Source organism: Arcticibacter pallidicorallinus, from assembly GCF_003002875.1.
Taxonomy (GTDB): domain Bacteria; phylum Bacteroidota; class Bacteroidia; order Sphingobacteriales; family Sphingobacteriaceae; genus Arcticibacter; species Arcticibacter pallidicorallinus.
The window spans coordinates 99,247-125,453 of the sequence record NZ_PVTH01000005.1 but is presented as its reverse complement, the minus strand read 5'-3'; the positions used below and the strand labels follow the sequence as shown (position 1 = coordinate 125,453).

The 26,207-nt window shown below is 41.4% G+C and carries 22 protein-coding genes; 18 read left to right on the top strand and 4 right to left on the bottom strand.

From position 1 onward, the window contains the following. Nucleotides 1–11 precede the first annotated feature (11 nt). The gene (locus B0I27_RS09795; protein ID WP_106293065.1) at nucleotides 12–1,850 is read left to right on the top strand and encodes a UbiD family decarboxylase; all 1,839 of its coding nucleotides are present in this window, start codon (nucleotides 12–14) and stop codon (nucleotides 1,848–1,850) included. 176 nt (nucleotides 1,851–2,026) lie between these two features. Here B0I27_RS09795 and B0I27_RS09790 read toward each other — a convergent pair whose 3' ends face one another. Next, nucleotides 2,027–3,517: an OmpP1/FadL family transporter gene (locus B0I27_RS09790; protein ID WP_106293064.1), complete on the bottom strand. Its 1,491-nt coding sequence runs from the start codon at nucleotides 3,515–3,517 to the stop codon at nucleotides 2,027–2,029. 17 nt (nucleotides 3,518–3,534) lie between these two features. Beyond that, nucleotides 3,535–4,470 (bottom strand): DUF3300 domain-containing protein, encoded by a 936-nt coding sequence (locus tag B0I27_RS09785; protein WP_146133114.1) that lies wholly within the window; start codon nucleotides 4,468–4,470, stop codon nucleotides 3,535–3,537. 159 nt (nucleotides 4,471–4,629) lie between these two features. Between B0I27_RS09785 and proS the strand changes: the two genes are divergently transcribed. Together proS and B0I27_RS09775 are read left to right on the top strand one after the other, a co-directional pair. Then, entirely contained in the window at nucleotides 4,630–6,102 is a 1,473-nt protein-coding gene (gene proS, locus B0I27_RS09780; protein WP_106293062.1) for a proline--tRNA ligase, read from the top strand. A gap of 432 nt (nucleotides 6,103–6,534) precedes the next feature. Next, on the top strand, nucleotides 6,535–7,572 hold the full coding sequence (locus tag B0I27_RS09775) for an AI-2E family transporter (RefSeq protein ID WP_106293061.1): 1,038 nt from the start codon (nucleotides 6,535–6,537) through the stop codon (nucleotides 7,570–7,572). Here the strand turns inward: B0I27_RS09775 and B0I27_RS09770 are convergent. Together B0I27_RS09770 and egtB are read right to left on the bottom strand one after the other, a co-directional pair. Beyond that, nucleotides 7,553–8,533, bottom strand: a complete 981-nt coding sequence (locus B0I27_RS09770) for an L-histidine N(alpha)-methyltransferase (RefSeq protein ID WP_106293060.1) — start codon at nucleotides 8,531–8,533, stop codon at nucleotides 7,553–7,555. The two genes, B0I27_RS09775 and B0I27_RS09770, sit on opposite strands and share 20 nt — an antisense overlap. Nucleotides 8,534–8,547: 14 nt before the next feature. Then, on the bottom strand, nucleotides 8,548–9,702 hold the full coding sequence (egtB, locus tag B0I27_RS09765; protein WP_106293059.1) for an ergothioneine biosynthesis protein EgtB: 1,155 nt from the start codon (nucleotides 9,700–9,702) through the stop codon (nucleotides 8,548–8,550). 72 nt (nucleotides 9,703–9,774) lie between these two features. Here egtB and B0I27_RS09760 point away from each other — a divergent pair, with 72 nt between their 5' ends. The 15 genes from B0I27_RS09760 to B0I27_RS09690 all read left to right on the top strand — a co-directional run bounded on the left by B0I27_RS09760 (nucleotide 9,775) and on the right by B0I27_RS09690 (nucleotide 26,004). Continuing rightward, on the top strand, nucleotides 9,775–10,917 hold the full coding sequence (locus B0I27_RS09760; RefSeq protein WP_106293058.1) for a cystathionine gamma-synthase: 1,143 nt from the start codon (nucleotides 9,775–9,777) through the stop codon (nucleotides 10,915–10,917). A gap of 41 nt (nucleotides 10,918–10,958) precedes the next feature. Further along, the gene (locus tag B0I27_RS09755) at nucleotides 10,959–11,780 is read left to right on the top strand and encodes a TIGR02757 family protein (protein WP_181276752.1); all 822 of its coding nucleotides are present in this window, start codon (nucleotides 10,959–10,961) and stop codon (nucleotides 11,778–11,780) included. 10 nt (nucleotides 11,781–11,790) lie between these two features. Then, a complete protein-coding gene (gene mnmE, locus B0I27_RS09750) occupies nucleotides 11,791–13,152 on the top strand; it encodes a tRNA uridine-5-carboxymethylaminomethyl(34) synthesis GTPase MnmE (RefSeq protein ID WP_106293267.1) in 1,362 nt (453 codons plus the stop codon). Between the two features lie 188 nt (nucleotides 13,153–13,340). Then, complete coding sequence (locus tag B0I27_RS09745; RefSeq protein WP_106293056.1) at nucleotides 13,341–14,474, top strand: tyrosine-type recombinase/integrase; 1,134 nt, start codon at nucleotides 13,341–13,343, stop codon at nucleotides 14,472–14,474. A gap of 228 nt (nucleotides 14,475–14,702) precedes the next feature. Further along, complete coding sequence (locus B0I27_RS09740) at nucleotides 14,703–15,380, top strand: hypothetical protein (protein ID WP_181276736.1); 678 nt, start codon at nucleotides 14,703–14,705, stop codon at nucleotides 15,378–15,380. A 123-nt stretch (nucleotides 15,381–15,503) separates the two neighbouring features. Beyond that, complete coding sequence (locus B0I27_RS09735; RefSeq protein ID WP_106293054.1) at nucleotides 15,504–15,836, top strand: helix-turn-helix domain-containing protein; 333 nt, start codon at nucleotides 15,504–15,506, stop codon at nucleotides 15,834–15,836. A 110-nt stretch (nucleotides 15,837–15,946) separates the two neighbouring features. Next, nucleotides 15,947–17,149, top strand: coding sequence for a VapE domain-containing protein (locus B0I27_RS09730; RefSeq protein WP_106293053.1), 1,203 nt, complete (start codon nucleotides 15,947–15,949; stop codon nucleotides 17,147–17,149). A gap of 206 nt (nucleotides 17,150–17,355) precedes the next feature. Then, complete coding sequence (locus tag B0I27_RS09725; RefSeq protein ID WP_181276735.1) at nucleotides 17,356–18,165, top strand: toprim domain-containing protein; 810 nt, start codon at nucleotides 17,356–17,358, stop codon at nucleotides 18,163–18,165. Nucleotides 18,166–18,242: 77 nt separating this feature from the next. After that, nucleotides 18,243–18,581 (top strand): hypothetical protein, encoded by a 339-nt coding sequence (locus B0I27_RS09720; protein ID WP_106293051.1) that lies wholly within the window; start codon nucleotides 18,243–18,245, stop codon nucleotides 18,579–18,581. Then, nucleotides 18,578–19,753: a relaxase/mobilization nuclease domain-containing protein gene (locus B0I27_RS09715; protein WP_106293050.1), complete on the top strand. Its 1,176-nt coding sequence runs from the start codon at nucleotides 18,578–18,580 to the stop codon at nucleotides 19,751–19,753. Before B0I27_RS09720 ends, B0I27_RS09715 begins: the two co-directional genes overlap by 4 nt. A gap of 98 nt (nucleotides 19,754–19,851) precedes the next feature. Continuing rightward, the gene (locus tag B0I27_RS09710) at nucleotides 19,852–20,223 is read left to right on the top strand and encodes a hypothetical protein (RefSeq protein ID WP_106293049.1); all 372 of its coding nucleotides are present in this window, start codon (nucleotides 19,852–19,854) and stop codon (nucleotides 20,221–20,223) included. Between the two features lie 121 nt (nucleotides 20,224–20,344). After that, the gene (locus tag B0I27_RS17475; RefSeq protein ID WP_181276734.1) at nucleotides 20,345–20,494 is read left to right on the top strand and encodes a hypothetical protein; all 150 of its coding nucleotides are present in this window, start codon (nucleotides 20,345–20,347) and stop codon (nucleotides 20,492–20,494) included. Nucleotides 20,495–20,581: 87 nt separating this feature from the next. Beyond that, nucleotides 20,582–21,307 carry a DUF6088 family protein gene (locus B0I27_RS09700; RefSeq protein WP_106293047.1) on the top strand — a complete coding sequence of 242 codons (726 nt, stop codon included), beginning with the start codon at nucleotides 20,582–20,584 and terminating at the stop codon, nucleotides 21,305–21,307. Further along, a complete protein-coding gene (locus tag B0I27_RS09695) occupies nucleotides 21,304–22,281 on the top strand; it encodes a nucleotidyl transferase AbiEii/AbiGii toxin family protein (RefSeq protein WP_106293266.1) in 978 nt (325 codons plus the stop codon). The genes B0I27_RS09700 and B0I27_RS09695 overlap by 4 nt, the downstream gene beginning before the upstream one ends. 57 nt (nucleotides 22,282–22,338) lie before the next feature. After that, nucleotides 22,339–26,004: a DUF7149 domain-containing protein gene (locus tag B0I27_RS09690; protein ID WP_106293046.1), complete on the top strand. Its 3,666-nt coding sequence runs from the start codon at nucleotides 22,339–22,341 to the stop codon at nucleotides 26,002–26,004. The last annotated feature ends 203 nt before the right edge of the window (nucleotides 26,005–26,207 follow it).

Genomic DNA, 26,207 nt, shown 5'->3' with positions numbered 1-26,207 from the left:
GTTTGGCTTAAATGGGATATCACAGTTTAGAAGCATGTGTAAATGACCTTGAGCAACATGGCCATTTAATAAGAATAAAAGAAGAAGTCGACCCTTATCTCGAAATGGCAGCTATACACCTGCGCGTGTACGAGCATCAGGGGCCTGCCTTATATTTTGAAAATGTAAAAGGCAGCAAGTTTCCCGCCGTGTCGAACCTGTTTGGCACATTGGAGCGCTCTCGCTTTATTTTCAGGGATACACTCGACAAGATCAAAACGCTTGTAGATATCAAAATGGACCCTGTAAAGGCCATGAAAAATCCCTTCAAGTATGCTAATGTCAGCCTTACTGCGCTTTCGGCCCTGCCGATGAAAGTGGGAAAGAATGCCCCGATTGCGTTCGGAAAAACCAGTATCTCAGAACTTCCTCAAATAGTAAACTGGCCAATGGACGGAGGGCCGTTTGTTACCATGCCTCAGGTATATACCGAGGATTATGATAAACCAGGCGTCATGAATGCCAACCTGGGGATGTACCGCATCCAGTTGGGGGGAAATGACTATATACAGGATCAGGAAGTCGGATTGCATTACCAGCTGCACAGAGGTATAGGCGTTCATCAGGCGAAAGCCAATGCTCTGGGACAACCATTGAAGGTGAGTATCTTTGTAGGAGGTCCGCCATCACACCCCTTGTCCGCCGTAATGCCCCTGCCAGAAGGACTTTCCGAGATGATATTTGCCGGAGCGCTGGGCAATCGCCGCTTCCGTTATTTTTACGATGAAGAAGGATTTTGTATTTCTGCAGATGCAGACTTTGTCATCACAGGAACAGTTTACCCGCAGGACAACAAGCCTGAAGGACCTTTCGGAGATCACCTCGGCTACTATAGCCTCGTTCATCCCTTTCCGTTGATGAAGGTCCATAAGGTGTATCATAAGAAAAACCCGATTTGGTCTTTTACCGTAGTAGGGCGACCTCCTCAGGAGGATACCAGTTTCGGTGCGCTCATACATGAAATCACAGGTTCTGCTATGCCGAAGGAAATAGCCGGACTGCACGAAGTAAATGCCGTCGATGCTGCGGGGGTACATCCGCTGTTGTTCGCCATCGGTAGTGAGCGCTACACGCCCTATCTGAACGAACGCCGTCCGCAGGAGATCCTGACGATCGCTAATCAGATTCTGGGTAGAAATCAGCTCAGTCTTGCAAAATACCTTTTCATTGCGGCCAAAGAAGACAATCCAGCTTTGCACACACATAACATCGATACATTCATGATGCATGTGCTGGAGCGAATGGATTTTACTAGAGATTTGCACTTCCATACCAATACCACTATCGACACTTTGGATTATAGCGGTGACGGACTGAATTCTGGATCCAAGGTCGTGTTTGCGGCAGCGGGCGATAAAAAGCGCGAACTATGGAGAGACATACCAAGTTACTTTGAAGTACCGTCCCTTTTCGGTGGATTTAAGCTGGCAATACCTGGCGTACTCGCCCTTGAAGGCATGCCCTATTCTTCTGCCGAAGGCACGCAAAAGGAGATCGCCTTACTTAACGTACATCTGAAGGGAGTTGAGCTTGACGGCCTTGCGCTGATTATCTTATGTGATGATGCTCAGTTTACTGCTGCAGACATCAATAATTTGGTTTGGGTTACATTCACACGGAGTAATCCTTCGCATGACGTACACGGCATCAACAGCTTTACCGAGCATAAACACTGGGGTTGCAGAGGACCGCTAATTATCGATGCACGTAAGAAGCCTCATCATGCGCCTGAACTCATAAAGGATCAGGAGGTGGAAAGCCGGGTTGATAAGATGGGAGCCAAAGGAGGTTCACTTTTTGGCATTATCTGATATTTTCAGATGTGCGCACCCTGGCTTGTGATTAAGGCCTAATGCAAGCCAGAGCCAGACTATCCGATAAGTCACAACTGAACCCCGGGTGATGTTTTAAGCTTGACCGGAACAAAAAAAGAGGATGATCATTTTTATGACCACCCTCTTTTTTATTTTAATCGTTTATTGACTGATTAGAAGCGAAGTCCCAGAGTCAAGTAAACATTATCGTTAGTCCACTTTAAGTCTGCCGCAGGGCTTTGTGTTGCCAATTCGTAAGGGTAGATCGTTTGCTTTCTCGATACATTCTGATAAGTAGCATCTACATAGAAGTTACCCACACGGTAGCCAAGTCCGCCACTAACCACATTTGTTGCACCACCGATTCCCTCTTCAGGATTCGCAAGGTAGCTATATCCTGCCCGCAGGTAAAGGTTCTCATTTAAACGTCCTTCACCACCCAGTTTAGCGTTTACGACGGATTTATATAAGTTCGAAATGCGTTGATTGTCGTCACCTGAAGTAGGGTAGTTACTCAACTTCATCCCGGCATAATCTACATACTCAATATCTGCTGAAAGGAAACCGAACTGCTGGAAAAACACGGCGACACCACCATTTACCTTCATTGGCGTCCTCAGATTGTAGTTGTCCGCGAAGGTTTCCGGCAGGGCAGGGAACTGATCTCCTCCATCATAGAAAGTTTCAAGGGCAAGACTGCTATCATCCTCGATAGAATACCATGTCGGACTGGTAAATGATGCACCAATGCGAACAGATTCAACAGGTTTATAGATCGCCCCCAACTTGAAGTTCACACCGCTACCGCGTGTTTGCTGGTTAAAATCATAAAAGGTTCTGTACTCTGCGCCTTCGGATACAATAGTCCCTATAGCCCCCACGTTTCCAATTTCACTAACGGTTGTGTAGGAATTGTATCTCAGGCTGGTCAGACCTACGCTAAGTCCGAGGTACAGCTTGTTACTGTAATTGGTACCCATCGCGATATTAAACTCCGTTTGGCCGCCTGTTCTTCTTCTGGTCAGGGTTTGATCAGCATCAGTATAGGTATTGGGACCATAAAGATTACCGTATGAATCCTGGCCGACAGAGTCAATTAAATAGCTTTCGTAACCCCACCATCCCAAAGGATTGCCGGCACGGTTCAGGTCATCAACGCTACCGCCTACCAGGTTCGCTTGATCTGCCAGGAAATCGGCAATGGAATTGTTTGGATTGCGCCCGGCCAGATACAGATTGTCGTAAAAATTATTGGTTCTGTTCCAGGAAAGTCCGAAGTTAAAGTTCAGAAACCCGGTTGTGGCGTTTGAGCCTGCCGGAACCTTCTTTGCAGAATGAAAAAGCAATGATGCATTGTGAAAATTGAGTTGTTCTTTTCCGTCAGTTTCACTTTGATTAAAATAATTTGAAGTGACGTTCGAAGAATTGAACTCAGGAGTGATGCTGATTTCAGAGCGGTTGAAGAAGCCAAGTCCGGCCGGATTACCGCCTATAGAGCTTAAATCTCCGCCTACCGCTGTTGATGCATTTCCGATTGCCTTGATTCGGGAAGTCGATCCCTCGTTGAACCTGGAGAAGCGGAGCGCGTCCTGATTAAATTGAGCGTATGATACTTGGGTGATCGCAGTAGCTGCGATCACCATTAATATATTCTGAATTTTCATGTTGGTTTAGTTAAGTATTACCTTGATCCTCTGCTTGGTCTTGAACCACCGCCACCAGAGCTGCCCCCTGAACTACCACCGCTGGAGCTAGATCCAGTTCCCCATGAGCTTGGGCGGGATGACTCGGTACGAGGTGTACGATCAACATACGGCTCCCTCGCCGGTCTTTCGACACGAGTCGGTCTATTTTGTGTAGCAGTACCCGAAGCAGGACGGCTTGTTCCTGTAGTTGGTCTGGAAGGTCTTGCGTAGGTGCCGTTTGCTGAACGACCTCTGCCTGTATCGTACATGGGATTATTTGCTCTTCCGGCAGGACGAGATCCACGATCGCCACTGGTAATTGCACCAGGATTGCCTGATCCCAGGTAAGGACGCGGGTTGTTTCTTCTAGCCGCTACGCCGCCATAATAACCTCCGCCGTATCCATACCCGTAGCCTGGATATCCGAAGCCGCCGTAGGAAACCGGGCCCCAATAGTTGCCATAGCCAAATCGACCTCCGTATCCCCAGGGGTTATATCCCCAGGCTCCGCCGAATGTTCCTAAACCAAACCACATGGAATATCCGGGACGAAATGCCCATGGGTCCATGAAAAACGGGTCGTAACCATATCCGTACCAGGGACTGTACCCGAAGGAATAGAAGTTGTCATAATACGGGCGGTAACCTGAACCATACTGGAAGCGGTTAATGCGGGAAGCATAGCCGTAATCGAAATCATAGTCGATGTTCTCCTCGTAATCGCTGTCTGAATAATCATTACCTCCGTAAAGTTGCTCATCCGTGCGGTAGTTACGCTCAGCAACCGGGGCATAGGTAACCTCCTTCGCTTTAGCCTGTGTGCTGTAAACATCATCGTTTAGTGCGGTACTCTGCTGCGCCAATTGAGAAGTGGAGCAGGAGCCCAGTACAACAGCGAACGCTGCAATAGCTGGTATAATTAATTTTCTCATTGCGGTGTGTGTTAAGTCTCCAATCATCACTGTATCTGTATAGACGCAAAACATAGGAAAAGGTTGCGTCACTTAATGGTAAAATTGCCCGTTTTGTTTTATAACTTTGTTAGCTCGGACATTGTGTTAAAATTACGAAAAAAACAACATAAATTAAGTATGAGTAAAGGTATTACGAGCAAAAACGACGATTATTCAGCATGGTATAATGAACTTGTTACAAAAGCAGATCTGGCAGAACATTCCGCGGTAAAGGGATGCATGGTTATCAAGCCCTACGGGTACTCTATCTGGGAAAAAATGCAGGCTGCGCTCGACAAGATGTTTAAAGATACCGGCCATAGTAACGCCTACTTCCCGCTCTTTATTCCTAAATCATTTTTCTCAAAAGAAGCCGCTCACGTTGAAGGCTTTGCAACTGAATGTGCGGTCGTTACTCATTACAGATTGAAGAACGATGGCAATGGAAATATTATTGTGGACGAGGATGCAAAACTGGAGGAAGAACTGATCGTTCGTCCAACATCTGAAACCATTATCTGGAACACTTACAGAGGCTGGATCCAGTCATACCGGGACCTTCCTATTCTGGTAAACCAGTGGGCAAACGTGGTCAGATGGGAGATGCGTACGCGTCTTTTCCTACGTACTACCGAGTTTCTTTGGCAAGAGGGGCACACCGCTCACTCCACGGCTGCTGAGGCTATCGAAGAGACAGAAAGAATGCTGAACGTCTACGCAGATTTTGCGGAGAACTGGATGGCGATGCCGGTAGTGAAAGGCATCAAAACGGCAAACGAGCGTTTCGCGGGTGCGGTAGAGACCTATTGTATCGAAGCACTGATGCAGGATGGCAAGGCGCTTCAGGCAGGCACCTCACACTTCCTGGGGCAGAATTTCGCCAAAGCATTTGATGTGAAGTTTACTAGCAAAGAAGGTAAGCTGGACCATGTATGGGCAACTTCCTGGGGAGTATCTACTCGTCTGATGGGTGCGTTGATCATGGCACATTCTGACGATTCAGGTTTGGTATTGCCTCCGAAGCTTGCGCCTATCCAGGTGGTGATCGTGCCGATTTACAAGAGTGATGAAGATTTAGCTAAGATCACTGAATTCGCTGATAATCTGCATGCTGAGCTAAAGGCAAAAGGAATTTCTGTTAAATATGATGACCGCGATACACAGCGTCCGGGTTTCAAGTTCGCGGAATACGAATTAAAAGGTGTTCCCGTGCGTATCGCGATTGGCGGCCGGGATATGGAGAACGGTACCGTGGAGATTGCGAGACGTGATACTAAAGAAAAGCAGACTATCGCTCAGGATGGTTTAGCTAACCGTATTGAAGCGCTGCTCGAAGATATCCAGACTAACATCTATCAAAAGGCTCTTAAATTCCGTTCAGAAAATATCACTGAGGTGAATTCTTACGAGGAGTTCAAGCAGGTGCTTGACGGCAAAGCTGGCTTTGTTTCTGCACACTGGGATGGTACTCCGGAAACTGAAAAGAAAATTAAGGAAGAGACTAAAGCGACGATCCGTTGTATTCCTTTGGATAACAAGCAAGAGGAAGGGGTTTGTATCTATTCAGGACAGGCTTCTACTCAGCGTGTTTTATTTGCAAGGGCTTACTAATAGCTTTGTTGTTTCGATAAGCAAGGGGCTGTCTCATTCTTTAAGAGACAGCCCCTTTTGCTTTAGAACGTCTCCCGAATCTAATAGAGAAAGCGGTTATATGCAGCCGATAACAGCCACACATTCTGCCGTGATAAGTCCGACTGTAACAGCGAAAAGTCGGACTTATCACGGCTTTTTATGGGGTCGAAGGCGCTTTGATATAAACGGTCTCTAAGCTCAGCTGCTCAATAGATAAGAGGCAGATGTTGCTAAATCTGCTCAGACCATCGAGTTTCAACAGACGCAGGTGATGTTTCATATAATACAGCCCCTCGCAGTTACTGTCAGCTATGCAAATTATATTCTCTTGGTAATCCGATAGATGCAGAACAGCTGCGGAATGAGTGTAAAACTTTTTCTTCCCTATTTAGTTTTCTTGCTTGTACTGTTATGACTGAAGAAAAAAAAGACTTAAATCTGTTTGCTAAGAAAGTTTGGATTACTGCGGGAATTATCGCTTTGCTGGTTATCCTGATCTTTATTTTAAAGGCAGCCTTCAACGTGTTGTTAATGATTTTCGCGGGTTCCTTGATCTCTGTATTTTTTCATGGACTCGCCGATTTGGTAGAAAGAAACACCAATTGGAAGCGCTCCTGGAGTATGGCCGTAGGTGTTCTCTTTACGTTCGTGGTCATCGGCTCTATGTTCTACCTTATGGGGGCTAAAATCTCACAGCAGGCGAGTGAGATGAGCAAGGAGATTCCGGGACTCGTTGATACCGCCGAGAGCAAGCTGAAGGAATCTTCCATTGGCAGGAAGATCCTCTATTACGTATCCGGTAATAACAGCCAGAAACTAATGAACTCATTTCAGCAGATCTTCCGTACGAGTTTTGGTGTTGTGGGCGATCTGTACATCATTTTTTTTATTGGTTTGTTCTTCACGGTCAGACCGTCGATGTACAAAGATGGCTTTGTCAAACTCATGCCCATCGCCGCGAAGCCCGGGGCAGTAAGGGTGTTAAACCGTATCAGCGGAACCCTTAAAGGCTGGCTCAAGGGAGCCTTGCTTGCCATGCTGATCATTGCGATATTTACTTTTATAGGACTGAAAATCGTGGGGATGCCCATGGCTCTGGCCCTGGCAGTCATGGCGGGATTTCTAAATTTCATCCCGAACTTTGGGCCACTCATTGCCATGATTCCGGCTGTTTTACTTGGGCTAACGATTGATACTAACACCGGCTTGATCATCGCTCTTATGTACGTCGGTATACAAGCGATGGAGAGTAATGTAGTTACCCCGATGATTCAGAATGCAATCATCAAGATTCCGCCTGCAATGATCATTATCAGTCAGGTGCTGATCGGTACTTTAACAGGAGGTTTAGGTATTATACTGGCAACTCCGTTACTGGCCGTTGTCATTGTAATCATAGACGAGTTGTATGTAAAAAATCAGGCGGACGCTATACAGCCCGCCAAATAACATCCGTAAACCAGTCTTTGGAATCTGTTAGTTTGAGCAAAGACTCAAATCCGGAACCGGAGGCAAATGCTCCAATCTGTTCGGAGGTGTATTTCTGGGATGTTTCGGTGAAGATATGCTCATGTTCACGGAAGGAGATCTGCTGTGCCCCGATGGTTACAACTTGATTGGCCTTGCTGATCAGGTAACTTTTGCAAGCTCCAGTTTCGGGATCGTAGTTTTCGTAATGATGAAAAAGGCTGGTGTCAAAGTTGGCCCCTAGCTCGCGGTTAATCCGTGACAGAAGGTTCAGGTTGAACTTCTCTGTAATTCCTCCATGATCATTATAAGCATTGAAAATGAGCCAGGGATCTTTTTTGAGATCAAAGCCCATCAATACCCGGTCGCCCGGTGACAGATTACGACGTAGCTCAATGCAAAACTCAAGGGCTTCTTCTGGCGGCATGTTTCCGATATTTCCACCAAGGAACATGACCAACTTCGGTCGGGATGAAGTTGCTACGGCTTTTTTTAGAGCTTGAAAATAATCACCCTGAATACCCTGAATCTTAATTCCAGGAAGGCGTTCGGGTAATTGATCCTTCAGAATATTGATAATATTAGCAGATATGTCTATGGGGTAGTAGGTGAAATTAAAGCCCTGCGATATTAAATATTGCAACAGATAGTAGGATTTGGCAGCATCTCCTGCGCCCAGTTCAATAACATCAAGGCCATCTCTGAAATCGTTTAAGGGCGCCGCCATATCAGCGCACTGTTCTTTAAATATCTCCATCTCGCAGTCTGTAAGGTAGTACTCAGGAGCGCGCATGATTTGTCGGAAGAGTTCATCACCTTCGGCGTCGTAGAGATATTTTGACTGAAGTTCTTTAGGCTCTTTCTTCAATCCTGCAAGCACATCGTCCCTGAATTCCCGGAGCGCCTTCGCAGATAAAGATATTGGGTCAGATGTTTCGTTCATAGGTTTAGTATCGATTATCTGGCCAGGCGGATACCGGTGAACTGCCAGCGTAGGTGCGGGTGAAAAAAGTTGCGGTAAGTATGCCGGCTATGCCCCGGAGAAGTAAAAGTGGACCATCCCCGTAACACCATTTGGTTGACCATGAACTTTCCGTTGTACTCACCGAGTGCTCCTGCCGCCCTCGTAAAACCCGGATAGGGCAGGTAGGCATTCTCCGTCCATTCCCAGCGCTTGCCATAGAGCAGCTGTGGAGATGCCGCTTCCCATTCGAACTCAGTAGGCAGACGTTCGTTTTTCCATTCGGCATAGGCATGTGCTTCGTAATAGCTGACGTGTACCACAGGGGTTGAAAGTTCAACCGGCACCAGGCCGTCCATGGAATAGGTATGCCAGACTCCGTCGACCAGGTGCCAATACATTGGAGCGTTTATTTTCTCCCGGTTCACCCATTCCCAGCCTTCGGCGTGCCAGTACCTAAAGTCTGTATAGCCTCCTGCATCAATAAACTCCATATACTCCGCATTGGTAACCAGGTTGCGGCTCAGCTGATACTCCTGAAGGTAAACCTTATGTCGGCCAAGCTCATTGTCAAAACAGAAACCCTTGCCCTTGTGGCCTATTTCATAAATGCCTTCGTCCATGGTCAGATAATCCCACTTCTCGTTATAGATGATCTTGACCTTATTCATCTGGAGGCGGTAAGGCGGAAACAGGGGGTTATGGCCCAGAATGTATTTCATATCAGAAAAAAGTAGCTCCTGGTGCTGCTCTTCATGATTGAGACCCAGTATAACCGTATCGCGGAGATCCTCAGTCAAGCCCGATGGGCTGCTTAACAGTGCAGCCATTGCCTCATCGACGTGTTTGCGGTATCTGTAAATATCTTCGACCGACGGGCGGCTTAAGTTACCCCTGTCTGTTCGGATTACACGTGCGCCTACCGTTTCGTAGTAACTATTGAAAATATAATTGTAGTTGGGATCAAACTCCCTGTATCCATTCAAGTTAGGCTTCAGAATAAAGGTTTCGAAGAACCATGTTGTATGGCCAAGGTGCCACTTGGGCGGACTCACATACTCAACAGGCTGAACAACATAATCTTCAATGTTTAAGGGCGCAGCTATCCATTCCGTGCGCTTCCTGACAGCAATAAATCGGGAGATTAACATATTGATGTATTAATTCATCTATTAAGTGCTTAAAGCTGAAATTGTTTTATTTTTGCTGTTTAGACCAGAAATATGAAATTCGGAACAAAAGCTATACACGCAGGACAAGAACCTGACCCAACAACAGGAGCAGTGATGACGCCGATCTATCAGACCTCTACCTACTGGCAGAAGTCGCCCGGCGACCATAAAGGTTATGAGTATTCGAGGGGAACAAATCCTACCCGTAAAGCTTTGGAAGACTGTTTTGCAGCACTTGAGAATGCCCGTTTTGGCTTAGCTTTTTCAAGCGGAATGGCAGCTACGGATGCAGTCATGAAGCTGTTCAAGGCTGGGGATGAAGTCATAACAGGCAATGATCTTTACGGAGGATCCTACCGGATGTTCACCAAGATCTTCGCGAACTACGGCATCAAATTCCACTTCATAGACCTCTCTGATCCTGAGGTCATCAGGGAACACCTTAACGACAATACCAAACTCATCTGGATTGAAACACCGACCAATCCTACGATGAAAATTGTAGATATCGAGGCTGTTGCGGCTATTGCTAAGGCAAATAACGTTTTGCTGGCAGTAGACAATACTTTTGCATCACCATACCTGCAAACGCCCATCGATCTGGGAGCAGACATCGTCATGCATTCTGCCACGAAGTACCTTGGCGGGCATTCTGATGTGGTGATGGGAGCGCTCATGCTGAACGACGAGGAGCTTTATCAAAGGCTGTGGTTTATTTACAACTCCTGTGGAGCTACCCCGGGACCTCAGGACAGCTTCCTCGTTTTAAGAGGGCTTAAGACCCTGCACCTGCGGATGAAGGCGCATTGTGAAAACGGACGCGCCATAGCTGAGTTTTTGAAGTCCAATCCTAAAGTTGATAAAATCTACTGGCCAGGATTTGAAGATCACCCGAACCATGAGGTGGCAAAAAAGCAGATGCGTGATTTTGGCGGAATGATTTCCTTCAGTTTGAAAGGGGCAGATCTTGCGGCAACATTCCAGTTAGCCTCCTCATTCAAAGTATTTTCACTGGCAGAGTCGCTGGGTGGGGTAGAATCGCTGATTAATCATCCGGCTTCCATGACTCATGCATCTATTCCGAAGGAAATACGTGAGGCGGCAGGAGTCACCGATAGCTTATTGAGGCTAAGCGTTGGAGTGGAAGATATTGAAGACCTGCTTGAAGATATTAAACAAGCGATAGGAGCTTAATAGTGGAATTGAACAGACAAGACTTAAAGTCGTTTCTGGATATGAAGGCTGATCAGTATAATCAGCCTTCATTCATTGAAAACGACCCCATTGTGATACCTCATCAGTTCAGCGTCAGGCAGGACATCGAGATCATGGGCTTCTTCGCGGCGATACTCGCCTGGGGGCAGCGTAAGACGATCATCAATAAGTGCAACGAGCTGATAGAGCGTATGTCGGGCACTCCCTATGCGTTTATCACCGGTCATCAGGATGAAGACCTGAAGTCATTACTCGGCTTTAAGCACCGCACGTTCAACGATACAGATCTCTTATACTTCGTGAGTTTCTTCAGACAGCATTATGCCCGCTTCGACTCTCTGGAAGACGCTTTTTTACCATCGCGCACCAGTCGGTTTTTTGAGTTCAGCGAGCATCCTGTAGAGCAGAATGAAGATCAGCAGGCAGTCCGCGCCATGATGGCACTGAATACGACGGAGCACCGGGTCGAAGTCATACTCAATCACTTCAGAAGGTACTTCTTCAGCCTTCCCGATTTTCCAGGGCGTACCATCAAGCATGTTAGCTCCCCATCGCAGAAGTCGACCTGTAAACGTTTAAATATGTTCCTGCGCTGGATGGTCAGGAAAGACGACAAAGGAGTAGACTTTGGACTCTGGGACAGGATCAGTCCCTCGCAACTTATTTGCCCATGCGACCTGCACGTCGATCGTGTAGCCAGAAAGCTGGGTTTAATCACCAGGAAACAAACCGATTGGCAGACAGCAGTTGAATTGACAGAGCATCTGCTGGAGTTCGATCCGATGGATCCTGTACGGTACGACTTTGCCCTTTTCGGGTTGGGCATTGAAGAAAAGTTCTAATAGCACCATCATGACAAACAACGATACTATTGTAGCATTGGCCACCCCCTCCGGAAGTGGAGCAATAGGGGTTATCCGCCTTTCGGGACCAGAAGCTATTACGATAACAGATAAAGTATTCAAAGGGAAGAGCCTCGCAAAACAGGCTTCGCATACGATTCATTTCGGTACCATCCGTGACGGAGAGGCAATATTGGATGAGGTACTCGTATCTCTCTTCATAGGTCCGCACTCCTACACCAAGGAGCATGTTGTAGAGATCTCAACGCATGGATCGCAGTACATCATTGAGAGCATTATTAAACTGCTCATTAGAACCGGTGCGCGCGCCGCTAAGCCAGGAGAGTTTACTCTGCGGGCTTTTCTGAATGGAGGGATGGATCTCTCGCAGGCAGAAGCCGTGGCCGATCTGATCGCTTCCAACTCTGCTTCTTCACACCAGGTGGCTATGCAGCAGATGAGAGGAGGTTTTTCCAATGAACTGCAGGTTTTAAGGGAACAACTTATTCATTTCGCTTCCATGATCGAGCTTGAGCTGGACTTTGGAGAAGAAGATGTTGAATTTGCTAACAGAGATCAGTTGCGCGATCTGATTAACAAGATTCACAGGGTGCTATATCGTCTGATCAGTTCCTTTGAGCAGGGAAATGTGATGAAGAATGGTGTACCGGTGGTCATTGCGGGTAAGCCCAATGTTGGCAAATCAACTCTGCTGAACGCACTGTTGAATGAGGAGCGCGCCATCGTATCGGAAATCGCGGGCACTACGCGCGACACTATTGAGGACGAGATGTCGATCAAAGGCGTGGTATTCCGGTTCATCGATACCGCAGGGATCCGCGAGACCGCTGATATCATTGAAGCAAAAGGGGTGGAGCGGACCCGGGAGAAGATGAAGCAGGCGAAACTTATTATGTACTTGTTTGATCCGGTGGTGCAGGCGCAGGAGGAGATTAACGAGCAGTTGGAGGAACTGAAAGTACTCGGTATTCCGTTTGTTGGCATTGTAAATAAAAAGGATCTTCTTGATCTGTCTTTGATTGATTCACTGGATGGCTTTGGGTTGAACTTTATCTCCGCCAGGGAGAAGGAGGGGATCGAGGAGTTAAAGGGTGAGATTTTGAGGAAAGTGAATCTGCATAAGATTAGCAATGATGATGTTATTGTAAGCAATATTCGCCATGTGGAGGCGCTGCAGAAGACTGAGGAGGCGCTGGGAAGGGTTCTGTATGGGTTGGATAACCCTGTAACTTCGGATTTCTTGGCTATGGATATCAAACAGGCTTTGTATTATTTGGGGGAGATAACAGGGGCGGTGACAACTGATGATTTGTTGGATAATATTTTTTCGAAGTTTTGTATTGGGAAATAAATGCATGTAAGTAGATAAAACTAGATCGTTGTAGATATGTGTAAAGCCTTGAAAATGAAATATTTTCAAGGCTTTTTGTTTGACTTTCACTATATTCGTTTTTATATGTTAATAGATGTTTTGTACGTGGAGAGTATTTTGTGTACGTGTGACGTACAAACATACAAATACAATAGGAGTTGATTATTATGACAGATAAATCTATACGCGTTACTTTAAGGGAACAAAAGAACAAGTCGGGAAGGACTAGTTTATACCTGGATTTTTATCCGGCTATTTACGATGAAAAGAAAAAGAAGGATACTAGGCGGAAGTTTATGGATTTATATGTCTTCGAAAAACCAGCAAACAAGATGGAACGAGAGCATAATAAATTTACAATGATCAAAGCTAGGCAGATAGAAAATGAATACCAGCTTGAGTTTCTTAGTGAAAGACTCGGTATGCCCTCCATCTCAAATAAAGACTTAGATTTTCTGCAGTATTTCAAAAGTATCGTAAAAAAGCGTTACACATCAAAAGGAAATTATGATAACTGGCTTTCGACTTATAATTATGTAGTACGTTTCACGAATGGAAGCTGCTTGGCCTCTCAGGTGAATGAACGATTTTGTAAAGATTTTAAGGAGTATTTGGACACAACTACCACTATCAAATCAGCAGGATCAAAACTATCGGCCAATTCAAAATATAGTTATTTTAATAAGTTTAGAGCGAGTATTAACCAAGCATTTGAAGATAAGGTTATTAAGGATAACCCATTACGGAACATAAAGTCGTTTCCGCAAGCCGAAACCTTCCGTGAGTTTTTGACTATTGAAGAGGTAATAAGACTAAAGAACACTCCTTTGGACAATGAATTACTTTTTAAAGCAGGTATGTTTTCCATCCGAACGGGATTGCGGTGGTCGAGCTGTGTTGCATTAGAATGGGGGCAAATTCATCATACGGAAGAATTGGGTTATTTTATTAGGTATTTTCAAAAAAAGGTTAAAACCTATGAGACTTTACCAATTAGTAAAGATGCATTTTTGGAACTTGGTGAACCAAATAAAGAACAAAACGCAAAGGTTTTTCAAGGGTTAAAATATTCGGCACATAATAATAATAAAATCAGAAATTGGATTTTAAGGGCTGGAATAAATAAAGATATTACGTTTCATTGCTTTCGACATACTAATGCTACATTGCTTCTTTCTTCTGGAGAGGATATTTATACTGTATCAAAAATGCTTGGACATCAGCATCTTAAGACAACGGAAATTTATGCTAAGGTGATTAATTCAAAGAAGGTTGATGCTGCTAATAAAATTAAATTCTAGCTCGTGAAAAAATTATTGAACTCTTATCCACTGGTTTTATTCGGAGAAACGATCGGCTCAAAAGAAACGCTCAGTAAAGGTGTCCGATATAAGCTCTTATCCCTCTGTTTGAAGGTTTTATCGACTGTAAAAACGGATGAAGAAATTTGGGAATTCTATCAATGGAGAAAGAACGTTTATAAGAACATTAGACTCTTTACTGTTTTTATGATTTTTTTCCTCTTAATAATGACTTACATACTCTCCAGTTCCTTGATTGCCGCCGTTTCAGCAGGCTTTGTTTTTTTACTGGTTTACGGTTTTATAGCTGCAACCGTCAAGGTGGAAAGGAAGTATGCGTATTTATGGGATGATAAAGACCTCTTTATGGAGTTCCTGAAGCTAAACAAATCTGAATTGTTCAATCCTGAAGAGTTCGATCAACACGTACGACGGGACAAAGTAGAGCTTAAAAAGAACGAACTTGATTTCGACGAAGAGTTGTTGATTTTGAAAAACCAAACCAATACCTTTAATTCGGTTCCGATGGAAAATGTGATTCAATACTTTGATATCATGCGTGAAAATACGGATCACCCGGAAAAATTAAAACAGGTGCAAATATCTGACAAAGATTTTATCCGATTTATTAAGGCAAGATTTGTGGATAATTCAAAAATCCACTTGGATATAGCTCATATAAAAGGGAATAAAAGCAGCATCAAAGCCCTCTTCTATAATTTTTATGTTCTTTCTACTACACTTTACGGCGAAGCTAAAACCGACACTCAACCTAGCTATGTTGAACTCTATCTTTATTCATTCAGTGAGTTTGATAAATTAAATTACAGCAACTTTAGCGATGCGCTGACTGAACCAGCTTTGGCCTTTCGCAAAGCCATCCGAGATTTTACCAAGATGCATTAATATCCCTTATTATATAAGTGCTTCAATTTGTAGAAGTATATTATTAAAACGGGGTAGATATTATTAAAACGGCTTTTCCGAGCTGTGAGGGCTATAGTATTGCAGAAACAAATTTTTTGCAATATGGAAAATCCCTTTATTACCCTAGACCAGAGATTGAGTCATATCGAGCAGATATTACTTAATATGCAGCAAAACTTTCATCATGTAAAGGAGGCTGTAAACTTCAATCCCACAGTATCTGAATTCATGGATACCACCGAAGTGGCTGAATTGGCTCGTGTGGAGCTTACCACTATTTATTCTTATAACTCTAGAGGTTCAATACCTATATATTCTTCTGAAACGCCATTGATTTACAAAAGAGAAGAGATTCTTGAATGGCTAGCCAATAACAAGAAGCTTACTCCTAAACTTCAGAAACAAATGGAGGAACGAAAACTCTTGAAAAAATAAAAAGCGAAAACACGCCAATGTTTTCGCTTTAAATAACTATGCGGAATGGTTTCCTTTAGACAGGTCAAATATAACCATTTCGTAATTGATTATCAACTAATTGATTAAAAATGAATACACGACCATGCTATAATTTAGGCGAATCAGAGAGTAAAAGTAGCACCATTGAAATGATCAAGTTTTTATTTGAAAAATATGATTTCTTAAATAACATCATTTTGAACGAGGTTATGATAAGTCTAAAAAATCAGAATACTTATCTGCCTGTAAATCCTAATACTCTATACATAGAAGTAAGGCAGGCTGGCAAAAGAACAACTGTCAGCGAAATAAATACATTCCTAAGCTCGGATTACATCGTTAAAGTAAACCCATTCGAAGAGTATTTCAAAAGCTTAGAAAGGAGATTTAAGGAATTCAAAGAAGATCATATACAAAAATTTTCGCAGTATATAGAAGTAGAGAATCAGGAAAGGTTCTCTATTCAATTTAAGAAATGGCTTGTTAGGTGTGTAGTTTGCGCATTGATTGATGATTATTTCAATAAGCAAGCACTGACACTTGTACAAGAAGAACAAAATAGCGGGAAATCGACGTTAACTCGTTTTCTAATACCAGATGAACTTTATAATTATCAGGCAGAAAATATAGCGGTTGATAAAGACAGCCTCATCGCTCTTTGCCAAAACTTTATAATCATTCAAGATGAACTCTCTACCCTCTCTAAAACAGAAATCAATGCACAAAAAACTTTGATGAGTAAATCATATATCAAGGTTAGGCACCCATATGATAGGAAGCCTAAAATGGAGCCGCGAAGAGCCTCAATCATTGGATCAACCAACAGAACTGAATTTCTAAATGATGAATCAGGCAGTGTCAGGTGGCTATGTTTTAATATAAAAAAAATCAATTGGAATTATAAAACAGAAGTCGACATCAATGCTGTTTGGGCTCAGGCTTATTACCTATACCGTACTGGTTTTAAATATGAAATGACACCAGCTGAAATTAAGGAAAATGAGATTTCAAATAACCAGCATACCACCTTTACTGTAGAGATGGAATTGATACAAAAATATTATTCGCCTGGATCAAGTGATGATTACCAACAATTTTATACTGCTACTGATTTGGTTGAGCATTTAACAACCAACATTGAAGGGAAGTTAAAAATCAATCCGGTTGAAGTTGGAAAGGCCCTAAAGATCCTTGGTTTCGAACAAGTGCAAAGAAGAGGTCATGAAAATCAGAAATATCCTGTAAAAGGTTACCTAATTAAATACAATCCTCTTACTACTTACTACAGCTAACTGTAAATACTTGTATAACAAGTTGTTATAATGTAGTAAGCCTATGAATTTTTACTTACTATAAGTCACTACAAATATGTAGTAAGTAGTAGGTGTAGTAGGTGGTTTTTTGACTTTTCACAAGAATCAAAATAGATAACAAGTAAACATACGCTATGACATCCCGAGAAATAAATAAAAGCAGCATAGTGGATTACCTATACACTATGTCCATCAAACCAGAACGAAAAATGAATGGCTACTACATGTATTATTCCCCAATAAGACCTGCAGAAAAGACGCCTAGTTTTAAAGTTTCAATAGGCTCAAATCTGTGGGTTGATTTTGGGATCAATGAGGGTGGTACACTGATAGATTTAATTTTGAAATTAAATCCAGATTATACCGTATCTAAAATTGTTGCTGATTTTAACAAAGGTATTTTTTCTTTTCACCAGCTTGAAGGAAATAACAAGCTGCCGATTGCAAGCAAAATTAAAATTATTAAAACTGAACCATTGAGAAATTGTCCAGGAGCTTGTACCTACCTAGAAAGCCGAGGTATTGAATTTAGCAAGGCATGTGATTATGTATCTGGCATATCTTACGAAATGAACGGTATAGTTTACCGCGGCATAGCAACCAAAAACATTAATGATGGATATAATATCAGTTCTCAAAACTTTAAATGTGCCACAAAACAGGGTGTGACTTTTTATTCCCACAATATCGGAATGAGTATTATAGTGACAGAAGGAATAATGGATCTTTTAAGCTTTATTATGCTTTATCCCAAGCAGGTCGGACTACATGACCTTTGCGTTCTTAATTCTGTTCACAATCTTGCTGGTATTTATCATCTCCTAAAAAATAATAACCGGATCATTTGCTTTCTCGACAATGACCTTGCAGGCGATAGAGCCACTTCACTGATAGAGAATTATTCAAAAGCCAATGAAATTTCCTTTTTTGATTACCGAAGAAAATATAAAGGCTACAAGGATCTAAATGATTATTTGCTAGGGAAACCTATGTGAATCGTAGTGGAGCAAGCCATGTGCAGAGGGACTCTGCACGCTTGCTCCAACATACAATAACCTCACTTCATTCAGTTATGAAAGATAAAAAACTACCCATTGAAGATAAGCGAATCTATGAAATTAAGATTCGCCTAAATACGAAAGAAAAGGAGAGGCTGGACCAGGTATTGACTGATTGCCGAACGCATGCGCCAGATGTATTTAGACGGCTATTGATGAAAAATAGTTTTCCCAAGGCACAATCTCCCTTGCTTGATATCAATACATACTATGAGCTAAGAAAAATTGGTGTCAACATGGATCAGTATGTCAAAGCTGTACATCAAGGTAGGCTTACTGCCATCGACACTGCCGTTATCAATGAGTTGAGCTCCATGCTGAAAATATTGAGGTCTAAAATTATCTCAATATGATCGCTATTCAAAAAGTACACAGCTTTAAAACGGCATTTGATTACAACCACAAGAAAACCGAACTACTTGATCCTAAAGAACAAGCAGAAGTGCTTGCCCACAATTTCCTTAAATATGATCGAAGTGATATCATGGCGGATGTGGAGTTGCTCAGGCAGCTTAAACCGAATGTAAAGAATGATGGGTATCACGTGGCTTTGAGTTTTGCCAAGGAGGATGTTTTAGATAATAAACGTATTGTTTCGATTGCTAAAGATTATATGCAGGGAATGGGCTTCGATCCCGACGCAAACTACTTCGCTCTTTGGAGACACAATGATGGTGAGGATCACGAACATGTACACGTTCATTTACTATTGACACGAATCGGATTTAATGAAGGCAAAGCCATTGTAGTTTCTGATTCCAATAACTACAAACACAGTGAGGCACTTTGTCGGCGTATAGAGCAAAAATACGGCTTAGCCGTTGTACGCTCGTCTGATGAAGCCCAGGATCGTGCGCCAAACAAGGATGAATTGGAGATGGTACAACGAACCGGAAAGCCTTCGGATAGAATGCTGATGCAAGAAAAAGTAAAGTTAGCCTTGAATCAGTCCGACTCTGTAGCAAGTTTTATTCGAAAATGTCAGGAACTAGGAGTTTACTTGCTTTTTAACCAATCAACAACCACAGACAGAATTTCTGGGATAACCTACGTTATGGACAACGGTTTTATGGCAAAAGGCCAAAAGCTCGGCAATATGTATAAATGGAATAACATATCAAATAGAATTCAATATGAACAAAGCACAGACAGCAAGGCAATTTACGAAGCAAACAGTCGAACACGAGTACGATTTGCGGACTTGCTTTCTAAAGGAGACGAACGACATCAAAAAAGGGATGATGGTTCTTGGGAACGGACAAAAGACCATCATGCAGAATCAACAGATTATTCACGAGGCGATCAGCGAATTGAAAGGAATGGAGACGAACCAGAGCCAAGCGGCAATACTTCAGGAACTTTTGGAAACGAAGAGAGAATATCTGAAGATGAAAAGGCTAATCGTGATCAGTTTCTTGACGTTGCTGGTGCCGCTATTAGCAATATTAGCGGCTTTGTTGGTGGTGCATCTGCTTACGACATAGACGATGACGAACTAAAGAGAAAAAGACGACGTAAACGCTAGTTCTCATGCATTTATGCAAATACGTTTGGTTAAGTCTATGCATTAACGTATTTGCGCAAGTATATAAGTACACAAAAATAATAAAACAAGATAGTATTATGAATGAAGAAACCTTATTTGAAGAAAGCTTAACCTTTATAAAGTCAAATTTAGATGCCACCTTTGATGTGGTTCCGGGATATTTAAGGGAATTTTGGATGATAGAAGGTGATTCAGATCCTAATGATCCTTCTACAATTAAGCAATGGAGTGTTTTTATGTACGCATTGCTTGAGTACAAAAAATCGAAAAACATTACGGAATTCCGACTGGCACAAGGCGAGTTGTATGAACTCTTTAACACGTGGCAAGTAATTTTGTCTTTAGCGGAAATAAATGAAAAAACCGATATTTCAATCAAACCAGTAAAGCTTTTTGATTTTGATCACCTTGCTACAGAAATAGAAGTAATTGTGAAGGATTTGGAGTGAGTAACATTAACTATAAACATATGGATTCAGTAGACGATGGAAATATAAAGTGGCGATATCAGCTTATAACTATGGAACCGACGATCAGCCTGATCTGAAGTTGCACGAAATATATTTTGACATGAACACTGGAAAAATCAATGGTTGGACGGAACGTTCTTATCAAATTTCTGGTTATGAAAATAGCGAGGAAATTGTGGAAGATTTGGAATTGATTTTAGAGACTATTCAAAGAAATGGAATAATTTCTTTAATAGACTTGGAGCACTAAAGCCTGTATGGGAATAATATAACAATAATGTCCAGTTTTTTAGCTAAAAAACTGGACATTATTGTTATATTTGATTTTTAATTTCACATGAAAGTAACTGATTATATATCGTTTAAGATAGATAGGCTTCCTCGAGGCTTCGTTTTCACCTATAAGGACTTTACTACGGAGGTGAATAAGAAAGAAGCAGTTATCAAAGCCTTAAACAGAATGGTTGCTTCGGGCAATATTAAAAAACTAACCAAAGGGAAATATTTTAAGCCGGAAGAAACGCCTTTTGGACAGCTGAAGCCTTCGCAAAAAGAAATTGTGAAGGACTTATTAGAAGAAAACGGAAAGATTACTGGTTATTTGACGGGTTATAGTAATTATAACGAGCTTAAATTGACGACCCAAGTTGCTAATATAATTCAAATCGGAGCAAATTCCGTTCGACATACATTCAAAAGAGATCAATATACCATTTCATTCATCAGACAAAAAAACACCATAACCAGAGACAATATTCCACTGTTACAAATCTTAGATGCGATCAGAAACATCCGTAAGATACCAGGTGCATCCATTGCGTTCAGCTATACGCGAATTCGGTCAATTTTTAAGGATTTTATGGATGAAGAGATCCATAAAACAGTTCGACTGTCGATGAAGTATCCACCCTCGACAAGAGCCTTATTAGGATCAATAATTGACGATTTGGGATTTGATGACGAAGCTAACACACTCTTACGGACATTGAATCCTATTACTAAGTATAATTTTAAAGAGTTAAAAAGAGAGACTGGTGATCCTTATAAATGGAACCTACTATGAGATTGCATGAAAATAAAAGATTGTTTGAACAAGCAGTCAGATTTACGTCTCAACGATTGTCCATTCTTGATATTTATGTTGAAAAAGACTACTGGGTTACCTACGCCCTGTTTCAAATCTTTTCCCATGAAATAGGAGAGGACGTTGTTTTTAAAGGCGGGACTGCTTTATCGAAGTGTTACGGCGAAATAGAACGGTTTTCTGAGGACATTGATCTAGTTGTACTAAGGCGCAAAGGTGAGACGGACAACAAACTAAAAAGGAAATTAAAAGATATTAGCTTACTCGTTGCTGGCACATTGCCAGAAGTGGCAATTGACAATGTCACGAGAAAAATGGGTATGAACAGAAAGACTGCTCATACTTATAGCAAACAATTTCTGGGTGATTACGGGCAAGTACGTGATTCAATCATTTTAGAATCGTCATGGTTAGGCTATTATGAGCCATACACCACGAGTAATATCAATTCCTTTATTGGGGCGATGATGGAAAGTGCGCAGCAATTCGATTTAATTGAAGAGTACGATATGAAGGAATTCCAAGTTCGTGTACTGGAACCTATTCGTACAATTTGTGAAAAGGTAATGAGCTTAGTTCGTTTTTCATATGAACGAGAGCCTCTTGTAGCACTCAAGAAAAAGGTAAGACATACTTACGATCTTCATCAGTTGCTTCAATTGGAAGAGTTTTGTTCTTTTGTCAATTCTTCAGCTTTTGACGATATGCTGCTAAAAGTAGCCCAGGATGATGTTAGAAGCTTCAGGAATAATAACCAATGGCTTATTCATCACCCGAATGAGGCCTATTTCTTCAGCGAAATTGATGAGGTCTTCAACGAGTTGTCTTCCGTTTATATTGAAGAATTTCGGCCATTGGTGTATGGCCAATTACCAAAAATCGAATCGATAAAAGGTAGTATGCTTTTCTTAAAAAACCGAATAGAAAGAATCGAATGGAAGATCGAACTTTGAGGTAACTAAAAAGAAACCTAATGAAAACTACTATCTTTAAAAATAAACGATATCTTAATGAGATTAACCAAACTGAAACCTAGTAAAGCATTAAATTTAGCATTCCGAAAAGTAAAACCTCAACGAGAGCAAATTGAAACCTTTAAATTAAATCTGATCAGCCTGATAAATCAGATCGATATCAAGGAATCGGAAGAATTTCATAAAAACATCATATCCAAATTTCTTCACGATACGTATTATAACACCCGCTTCTATATAAACACAAAGCATAGAAACGATCTGGTGATCCATAACGATAAGACAGCAAAGAGTGCTGTAGGTGTTATTATTGAGGCGAAAAGCCCCATTAACAAATCAGAAATGCTGAGGGTAGACAACATAAATACCAAAGCATTTCACGAACTGATACTTTATTATCTACGCGAGCGAATCACCCATAAAAATCTGGAAGTAAAGCACCTGGTTGTTACTAATATTAATGAATGGTTTGTTTTTGATGCCAACATATTCGAAAAGCTTTTTGCCCAAAACAAAGGCTTGGTAAAGCAATTTGATGATTTTGAAAGTGGAAGATTAGCGGGGAAGACTACCGACTTTTTCTATAAAGAAATTGCCGACCCGTTTATTGGCTGTATCAGTCAAGAAATTGAGTTTACTTACTTCGACATCCGCGACTATGAAAAACCGCTCAGGAATGCCGACCAAAAAGATGATAACAAGCTCATCTCTTTATTCAAACTCCTATCCCCTGAACATCTTTTAAAACTTCCCTTTACCAACGATAGCAATACCTTAGACAAACGCTTTTACAGTGAATTGTTGCATATTATTGGGTTATCAGAATCGAAAGAAGGCGGCAAAAAGATTATAGGACGGAACAAAGAAGGACAACGAAATTCTGGCAGTCTCCTGGAGGATGCAATCATTCAGCTGGACAGTCTGGATAAAATTAGTCGATTAGACAGACCAAGCCAATATGGAAGTACCCATCAGGAGCGACTTTTCAACGTTGCACTTGAACTTTCAATCACCTGGATAAACCGAGTTTTATTTCTCAAACTGTTAGAAGCGCAGCTCATTTCTTATCACAAAGGCGATAAGTCGTACTCGTTTCTAAATCAGGACCGTATAAAGGAATATGATGATCTAAATATTTTGTTTTTCCAGGTACTCGCGCGGCGATTTGAAGAAAGAAATAACGATATAAAGCAGCTGTATGAAAAAGTACCTTATTTAAATAGCTCGCTTTTCGAACCTACGGAAATGGAGCAGGTTACTCTTTTCATCAGTAACCTGAAAGATGATAAAACCATCCCAATAATTTCCACTACCGTATTGAAAGACAAGCAGGGCAAAAAACAGACAGGCAGTTTGTCTACTTTAGAGTATTTGTTTGAGTTTCTAAATGCCTATGATTTTAGCAGCGATGGTTCCGAAGAAATACAAGAGGATAACAAAACTCTTGTCAATGCCTCGGTCCTAGGACTTATTTTTGAAAAAATAAACGGTTATAAAGATGGCTCTTTCTTTACCCCTGGATTCGTCACAATGTATATGTGCCGTGAAACCATCCGTAAGGCGATTGTTCAAAAATTCAATGAGACTAAGAATTGGAACTGCGTCAACTTCAATGAGCTATACAATAAAATAGAAGATCGGAACGAAGCAAACATTATTGTAAATAGCATTAAGATTTGTGACCCCGCCGTGGGTTCTGGTCACTTCTTAGTGTCCGCACTTAATGAAATGATTTCTGTAAAGAACGATTTGAAAATCTTGCAGGACCGAAGTGGCAAACGTTTGAAAGAATACCAGGTTACAGTAGTGAACGACGAACTAATCGTAACTGATGAAGAAGGAGATCTTTTTGAATACAATCCTACGAACAAGGAAAGCCAGCGCATACAGGAAACGCTATTCCATGAAAAGCAAAACATTATCGAAAATTGCCTCTTTGGCGTAGATATTAACCAGAATTCAGTCAAGATATGTCGTTTACGTTTGTGGATAGAATTATTGAAGAACGCTTACTATAAAAACGCGGCTGAATTGGAAACACTTCCTAATATCGATATCAATATCAAATGTGGTAATTCATTAGTGAGCCGATTTGCTCTCGATTCTGATCTCAGACAGGCACTGAAAAAAAGTAAATGGACGATTGACAGTTACCGAATCGCCGTAGACACCTACAGGAATGCGAAAAGCAAGGATCAGAAAAAAGAAATGGAACGCTTGATAGCCGATATCAAATCCGATTTCCGGAGTGAGATTTCTCTAATTGATCCAAAAGTAAAGAAGCTAAGAAAGCTATCGGGCGAGTTGTTTCAGATGACTAATCAAGTTCAGCTTTTTGAAAAGAACAAAAAGGAAGCTGCTGAGTGGAATAAAAAAGTAGACCTACTCACTGTTGATACAAAAAAACTGGAAACCGAAATTGAGGAGATCAAAACTAATAAGATTTTCGAAAACGCTTTTGAATGGCGCTTTGAGTTTCCGGAGGTATTGAATGGTGAGGGTGAGTTTGTAGGATTTGATGTGGTGATAGGGAATCCACCGTATGGTGTGAATTTCAATAAAGAGAACGGAATGTTTTTTGAAAATGAATTTGACACTTTCAACCTTCGAGGAGAAAGCTATGTTTTGTTTGTTGAAAGGGCGATTAAAATCTTAAATATATCGGGGCATTTTAGTTTTATAATTCCTGATACGATGTTAAATCTTGGATTTACAGAAACAATAAGAAAATATGTGTTGAAAAATACAAAAATTTGTGAAGTGGATTTGTTGCCTTCGTATGTGTTTGACGATGCTGCCGTTGATACAATTTTACTATTCTTTCAAAAAAATATTTCAAATGGAGATTACAATAAGCAGGACGTTCTGGTAAATATTTTTCATAAGAAAAATAAACTGCAAAATTTAAATAATCCAATTCGTAGCTTTGAAATTAGCAGTAAAATTTGGTATGACACAAATAGTTTCAATGTCCAAAGTAACTCAAATGAGTTAAAAATCATTTCAAGGATTGATAAGGAATTTTCGCATGTAGAGAGCTTTACCGAAATGTTTTCAGGCATAAAAGCGTATGAAGTTGGAAAAGGTAAACCCGCACAAACAGCTGAAACACGGGACACCAAACCTTTTACATCAAAAGAAAGGAAAACGCCAGATTGGTTGCCATTTTTTGACGGAAAAGATATCGGACACTACTCTTTATTTTGGAAAAACAATAATTGGATTCACTATGGTGCATGGTTAGCTGCTCCACGAATTCCAGAAAATTTTGATGGGGAAAAAATTCTGATAAGAAAAATAACAGGTAAAACTTTAATTGCCAATTACATACCATATACATCTTATTGCAATACATTGTTATTTGTCTTGAAGCTAAAACCAGGTTCGGCGAAAATAAGCTACAAAGCATTACTTGGTATTTTAAACTCAAAGTTTATTGGTTGGTATTTTAGGAAGAAGTTTCAGATTGCGGACTCAGATACGTTTCCCCAAATTATGATTCGAGATATACAGCAATTCGCGCTTCCAAATGTCAGAAACCAAATAACTGATGAAATAGAAAATTTAGTTGATAGTATTCTGGCAAAAAAAGAAGAAACTCCGAAGTCTGACATCATCGATCTTGAATGCCAAATAGACGAATTAGTTATCCGACTCTACGAGTTGACAGAAGATGAAGTTGAATTAATTAAAGGGAGATAAACACCATTTGCAATAATTCGTAACGGTAAGCGCATATAGCTACGGAGGTAGCTACTTAAACTGAGATATGATTTCATCATTGTTGTCACGCCATATTCTACCATATTAAAGATGACTGTAATTGGTTTATGGTTTAGTTACTTCAAACCAAAACCAAGGCGGCCTTTCATCTTGTTTTCAATGATAACTAAAATAGCACGGTG